Origin of the sequence: Caballeronia arationis (genome assembly GCF_001544975.2) — a bacterium.
Classification (GTDB): domain Bacteria; phylum Pseudomonadota; class Gammaproteobacteria; order Burkholderiales; family Burkholderiaceae; genus Caballeronia; species Caballeronia arationis.
In genome coordinates this window covers 1-6,833 of record NZ_FCOG02000213.1, presented here as the reverse complement: position 1 = coordinate 6,833, position 6,833 = coordinate 1, and the positions used below count along the sequence as shown (strand labels likewise).

The following is a 6,833-nucleotide window of genomic DNA, read 5'->3' as shown; positions in this document are numbered from 1 at the left end:
CTGGGCTTTATGTCACCCCATGAAGCCCGTCACGCAGCCACCATGAAAGAGGCCGCCTGAGTTGCAAACCCGTGTCCAGACAATCCGAGCCGGTACAGCCTTCCAAAGTGCCAACCGCGCGTCGCTGCTCGCGCTTGCAGTCAGCGCTTTAGCACGCGATTTCGCGGCGACATCGGCCCCTGCCGCTTGCTCAGCAGCACGAGCTGGCCGTCCGCCGGTTATGCTCTGCAAACCGTCTGCAGAGACGGGCGTCCAATTCTATTCCATCGGCCATACGCCACGTGAAGCAGAACTCTGCCCTTCGGATGGCTTTTTCTAGCAAAGGGTCCCCTCGTTGTAACGACGCCTGGGACATCACAGGCCAATTCATTTCTGAACGGCGAACGTACCAATTGTGACGAAACGCGTGTCGGTCGCTACAGACTCTGCATGGATTCGGCTGGTCGGCGACCGGGATTGGGATTCTTCCTTCGGTAGACGCCTCTATGACCTTTTAAATTTCATCTTCCGTGAAACAATTGCGTATGTATACGCTAACTTATTGATTTTTAAGCTTTATTCTAATCTCGACACGGATTCTCAATGTTCCACGGACGATGTTGTTTCTTGATCAGCCGCTTCATGTGTCAGCGAATGGGACGCCGGGTACCGGCCGGTCGCCTTCCGCTGTAGTCGGCCGCACAGACTGTCTTGCGAAGCCTGACGCGATGCCGACAAGCGATAGTCAGGGTTGTGCGGCCGGTCGCACCATCGGGGCAGTGGCGAAGAAGGGGTTGCTTCGCTTTTTGCCATCGTCAACATGTACGTTCTCGTGCACAGACGCCCGTGGCGTAGCGGTCCTGGATCTAGTGTCGGAGCGACGGCAATCGAGCGCACGGTCTAGTCACCGGCGTCGGCGTAGGCTCAAGCCATCACCATGTGCGCGCCGGTCCGGGAGGAGCGACTCGATGGTCGTTAGTTGCGGCTAGAAGCGGTTGCGCCGGGATGTTCTTTTTTTTGATTCACGGACTATAGATGTCCGACACTTCTGCTGCAACGGAAGTTCGGGCCGAGCCACCGGCACGTCCGCCGAGTATGCAGGCTCCAGTCAGTCGGCTTCGAGCAGAGAACGAACTGTGCAGCGTGGGCCTTCAAGACTGGTTTATACGCGGGACAGCATTTATCAGCGGCGTAGCGACATGCCGCCGCTTTGTCGTGGATCTCTTGAAATTGACAGCCTCGTTGAGGGCCTACCAAGGAATGTTCGATCAGCCATTTCGTTCTGAACTGGTCAAACTCTCTACGAGAGGTGCGAGCGGACGGAGGGCTGAAGGCCGGCGTCACATATCCCGACAGCCCGCTTGTTGTGTTGTTAGGGAAAAGAGGACGAAGGTGAGCCAACGCTCACGCATTACACTGGCTCTTCCGCGACTTTGAGCCGCAGAGATATGAGGGAACCTTATTTTTAAGAGTTGTACCGGTGAAGTCGGACAGATGAATTGTTTGGCGGCGCTCTTGGGCGACGTCATAAAATTTGAGGAGAAAGTGTCCCAACTCGGGACACCTTGGGCAATCCAAAGAAAAGGGTGTGAGAGGCGGCCTACGGTGTCCCCGCACGACACGAGCCTCCAACCGGCGCGGGCTTCTGAAACCAGCGTTCTCACGAAGGATTGGGATCGCCGTTTCATTCTGAAGTAGTCAAACTTTTTGCGAGTGGCGCGAGCGCACGGGAGGTTGAGGGCGGCGGCACATATCTCGGTAGCCGCGTTGGTTGAGGTGTTCGGAAAAAAGATAAAGCCGAGCTAATGTTCACGTGTTACACCGGCTGATCCGCGACTTTAAGTCACAGATATGTAAGAAATCTTAAGTTAAGAGTTCTACTAGTAAAGCCGGACAGAAGGACATTCGACACCGTTCTTAGGGCGACTCGATGAGCTCTGAGCATCCGGAGTCCCAACTCGGGACACTCCGGGCAACAGACAAAAAAGGGTGCGAGGCGTCGTCTACGGTGTCCCAATCGGGACACGAGAGCCCACTGGCATTCGGAAACCAGCGCCCCGATAAGCGGACCAGCGATACGAGCCGGCCCGGAACAATCTTCTGCTAGCACTCGTCCGCGTCAGAGAATAGCTGCGCAACTAAGGCTCGAATCTGCTGCTCTTTATCCGGCGTTAACATTCCCGCTTTAATTTTGACCGTTAACCCCACTGAGTCCCTTGTTATGGACCCGGCGTGCGACCCACCCGCAAATATCTTGTCAATATTGCGATCGCTAATGCCTGCTACGGCCTTGTTGCTACCAGACAAAGCCTGTTTGATCGCTTTTCCCAGTTTCAACTGATCCATGTCGCCGGTCACCACTTGCGCCCACAGCCCTTTTGCAATTTCCAGCGCGTCTTCGTTCTCGTTCTGCCCGCGAAGAACGGAAACGATATTCTCCGCAGCCGTGGCGCCCAAAAGCCTCGGTTGCACATCAAGGTCTTTAACGACAAATTCGGGGAGCTCCGCAAACGACAAGTACCGGTAGAGCTCCGATCTCGAAATTCCTAGAGCTTCCGCCATTCGCTTTCGATTCGGAAATTCCCTCTCAGTCCGGCGTATCGACCGCGATATCTCGTAATCGCAAAGATCCTCACGAGCTACGTTTTCGACGAGCGCGAGCATCGCCATCTCTTCGTCTGAGAGATCGACGACCAAGGCCTTAATCGTCTCTTTGCCGATAATCTTATGCGCACGCCAGCGGCGCTCGCCCGCCACAATTTGGTAGCCCGCGCCAGCGCGGCGCACTACGATGGGCTGGACAAGCCCCGCCTCGCGGATCGACTCCGCAAGTTGCGCGAGCTTCCCCTCGTTAAAAACTTGTCGAGGCTGCCATGGATTCGGCACGATCTCTGAGACCAACGCCTCCGACGCGGAGCCAGCTTTCTCAAGTTGAACGATTCGCTGCTGCGCAGTTGCTAACGCCGCAGCCATCCCAGGCGCGGTTCGCGGGCTTACCGACTTCTCCTGTTGTGGGTCAAGCTGGATGTCTTTTGCTGCTCGGACCTCAGCCGTCTTGCTCATCATGCGGTCGCGGAGACTGCTCATTGTCCGGCCCTCCATTGGGCGACGTACTGGTCATCGATCCATTTACAGTAATCGACCATCGGTTGTTTCACGCGCGCTAAAGTTTTCGCTACCGTCTCCGCGCGCGACAAGTCGAAAACTGTCGAGAACGCCAAGGCGCCATTGCTCATTACGGAACTCGCAGGAATCTCCGTTGTGTGCAGCCAGTCGCCATAGGCGCGTTGAGACCACGAGCGCACGACCGGCGCAGATGAAGTAGTCCCGTAATCGACCCGCGAGAGAAGTACCGACACGAAATCGTAGGTTTTATCAACCTCGTGCTCGACAAAGCCGTTTGCCACTTCCGCAAACAACGACCAGAACGATACCGACGAAATGAAGTCCAGACTCTCCGGCACGAGCGGCATGACCATTGAATCGGCCGCCATCAGCCCGTTGAGCGTCATATAAGAGAGAGACGGCGCGGTGTCGAGGATGATGTAGTCGTATTGGGTGCGCAAAGGGTCGATGCCCTTGCGCAGCACCGACCAAAACTCAAAGTTCTCTTGCGTCTTCTGTGCGGTCGGAAGATGAAACTCCGCGTCGTGCAGATAGTTGTGGGCTGGAATGACGTCGAGGCCGTCCCAATAGGTACTTTGAACCTTTGAAGACAGACCTCCCTCGAGCGAAGGATCGTAGATAAATGGTAGGACCGTATCCTCCCATGTCACGTCTTTCTCCGCATACAACCCACACAGTTCCGAGAGCGATGCCTGCGGGTCGAGGTCGATCATCAGGACCTTCCGGCCACGCAGGCTTAAGCCCTGACCAATGCACATTGATGTTGTCGTCTTGCACGACCCGCCCTTAAAGTTGGCCGTTATCAAGACGCGCCCGCGATGCTCGCGCGTGCCGGTCACGAGCGGCGTTTGATAGATGTCAGATACCTGCTGTACCCAGGCACGCGCATCCTTCAAAGAAAAAATTCGTGCGCGCCCGGTCCCATGCGTTTCGCCAGGCGGCAGTTCGCTACCTTCTTTCGTTGCCAAATAGTTGATCTTCTGGCGGTCGATCCCACACATCTCCGACAGCTCTCCTATCGTAAAGACGGGGGCATTTTTTCTCGGCCTGGGTGCGAGGATCTGATCGCGAAGCTCGTTTGTCATGACCGACAAGCGTTCGGCGAACTCTCCAAGGTTAGAGAGCTTCACCCGGCGGTTAATCTCTGGGAGTTCACTTAGGTTCATTCGCGCGCATCCTTTTTGGTGTTCACGGTGAGGGACTTTCTCCACACTCCGCATTGTTTCAACGGTTTTGGAATGACTATACGTCGAAGCGTAGAATACTCGTCCCACCAAAGAATGGCTATCAGGAATGTAGGAAATCGCTGTAGCTACCGAAATGTGGTACAAATCCTCTCAGAATCAAGTACTTGGACGACAGTCCGTCAATCTCCTACTAGTCGTTCCAGGTGTCGATTGCACCGAGCAAGCCGGTCCGCGCTGCAAACGCCCGACATCCCATCACAAAAGACCTCACCATAGAAAACGAAAAGGCATGTATTCCGCGCCGCCTTTCGTCGTCCCATCAAGGCTCCCGGAACCAGCCGGCAAGTTTTAGTTCCGGCTGAGAACGGCAAAACATCCATTCGCCCAGTTCTCATGAACCCAATCAGAGACCGGCAATAATGTTGACGGTTGTAGGTTATCAATAAAGAAGAACCAACTAACCACTAACAGGTAGCCTTGGATCTATAAAAATCAAAGACTTAGTTTCTGAAGGTGAGGTGTTATGTGATGAAGGTGATGTTCATTGAGAACCAAGGTGCCGTGTTTACCACTGCAGAGTGAAGCAATTTGGCGCTGAAAGTGAGGCGTTTGGGCGACAAAGGTGAGGGATAGTGTGATGGACACCCATCTATGGTGAGGTTTTCTGTGTCAAAGCCGTCGCAAGGTGAGGTGATCTGTGTTGACAGCTCACTTTGCGGTAGGTACCGTACCCGCTGGGCAAAACGAGTCGCAGCGCTAAGGAGGCGGGATGACGAGAGCAGGGCAGGTAGCCACCTCTAGGCAGTTGGCCCTGGCGCTATTTGACGATGCAAGCGCGGAGGGCCTGCCCGTCGAGAGTGCGCGAACCGACATCGGTTTTTCGCGTAAGAACGTGTTAATTCGGATTGTCGACCTCGGCGTGGCGGCTCGGCGCCTGATCGACGCAGCCTATTTCATAGTCGCGCAGGAAGAAAAAATTCACGACCTCTACGATGTGGAACTGGATTATTTCAAGTGGCTCATGCGCTATTCGAGTCGGAACAATACACACTTGGAACAGGTGATCACAGAGGCGCAGCGAGCACTCATTCAGGCTACTGCGGAACCTGATGCTGACGGATCCAAGCCGTTCGGATCGGTTCAACTGATTGGGCGCATCTCGTACGTGGGCGGGCGTTTCCAATTCCGAGTACCGCCCGATCTCATTGGGATCATTCGCGGGTCTGGAAAGTCTCATTGGCTAAGCCTTCGCATAACCTCTCTCTTTACGCTTAGCTACGCGCGCGTAATGTACGACCACCTTCTTCCCTACGCCACCGAGGGAGTAACCGACTGGTTCACGCTTGAAGAATTGCGGGACTGGCAGGGATCGATGGGGGCAAAGGCTTTGGAGTTCAAGTACTTTAAACGAGACTGGCTCGCACCCGCCGTGGACCAGATTAACGACGTGTCCGATCTTTCGCTGTCGTATGAGACACGAAACGAACCTGGGTCCCGCAAAATCGGGCGAATGCGGTTTCGCGTTGAGCGGAAGGAAATGGCCGAGCGCCTGCTTCACACGCACGAACACGCACAGGCGCTCTATCAGACCTTAAAGCGGGAGATCGGCCTGTCCAGCGTGCAATTCAATCAGATCGCTTCCGACAGAGATACCTACACCGATGAACGCCTGGAGCAGGCGATCGAGCGTACTCGTTTTAGTTTGAAATTGGGGAAGGTGTCAAAGAGCCCAGCGGGCTTTTTCATGAAAGCTTTGAAGGAAGGCTGGATCGTCTCAGATGCCGAGCGTCAGATGGTGCAGGTGCAAGAAGGATTGGCCTTCACAGACCAACGGGAGGCCGAGGCAAGGGTGCAGGCCGATACACGCATGGCGTTGCAGATCGCTGCCCAGGATGTCAATGCTCAGAACCGGATCGTCGACGAAGTTCGTCGTGGCTGGGACGTGTATGTCGCCGCGACGCCAAGGCAACGCGAAGATTGGAGGCGCACGTACAAGTCAAGCCCCGGCGGAAAACTCACACTGCGCCGACTGGGCATCGGTCCATCGACCGAACTCGTCGAAGCCATGATCGAGAAGTACCCGGACCTAAGAGATTCTTTTTCGGGATATGTATTCAACAAGACGCGGTCTGGTAAAAGCAGGGTCCAATAAAACAGAACGTTCGACGCGCGTCTTCAAAGCGGCGACTTGCGCGTGCGTTGTTCGGCCGGCACCCGCAAGCCGATACCTACAAGCTTGCGCAACAGAATTTGCGTAGCGCCTACCTCCCGCCTGATGCGGTACAAGGCGCTTGCACCGACCATGGTACAGGGTCGTTCAACTAGCCTCTCTAGCACATGCTCTCAGCGCCCTTGCGACAAGGAAGACGAGGAAAATTGCCGCCTTTGTTCTCGTCCAACGCTATCCGGATAGCGTTGCTTCGGTCATGCGAAGAACTCCGATAATTCGCGGGTCTGCGCGGTACTCGAGAGTGCCGAGTTCTTGCGCCTTTCTCACGGTCTCATCTTGGCGTTCGTGAGCGCCGATCCAGTTCTCGGTAA

3 protein-coding genes are annotated in these 6,833 nt (G+C 55.2%); 1 reads left to right on the top strand and 2 read right to left on the bottom strand.

What is annotated here, in order from left to right; genetic code table 11:
* Nucleotides 1–2,082: 2,082 nt before the first annotated feature.
* Both AWB81_RS39215 and AWB81_RS39210 read right to left on the bottom strand, forming a co-directional pair.
* Entirely contained in the window at nucleotides 2,083–3,066 is a 984-nt protein-coding gene (locus AWB81_RS39215; protein ID WP_062643614.1) for a ParB/RepB/Spo0J family partition protein, read from the bottom strand.
* On the bottom strand, nucleotides 3,063–4,271 hold the full coding sequence (locus AWB81_RS39210; RefSeq protein ID WP_062643606.1) for a ParA family protein: 1,209 nt from the start codon (nucleotides 4,269–4,271) through the stop codon (nucleotides 3,063–3,065). The genes AWB81_RS39215 and AWB81_RS39210 overlap by 4 nt, the downstream gene beginning before the upstream one ends.
* A 790-nt stretch (nucleotides 4,272–5,061) precedes the next feature.
* Here AWB81_RS39210 and AWB81_RS39205 point away from each other — a divergent pair.
* Complete coding sequence (locus AWB81_RS39205; RefSeq protein WP_062643604.1) at nucleotides 5,062–6,444, top strand: replication initiation protein; 1,383 nt, start codon at nucleotides 5,062–5,064, stop codon at nucleotides 6,442–6,444.
* Nucleotides 6,445–6,833 lie beyond the last annotated feature (389 nt).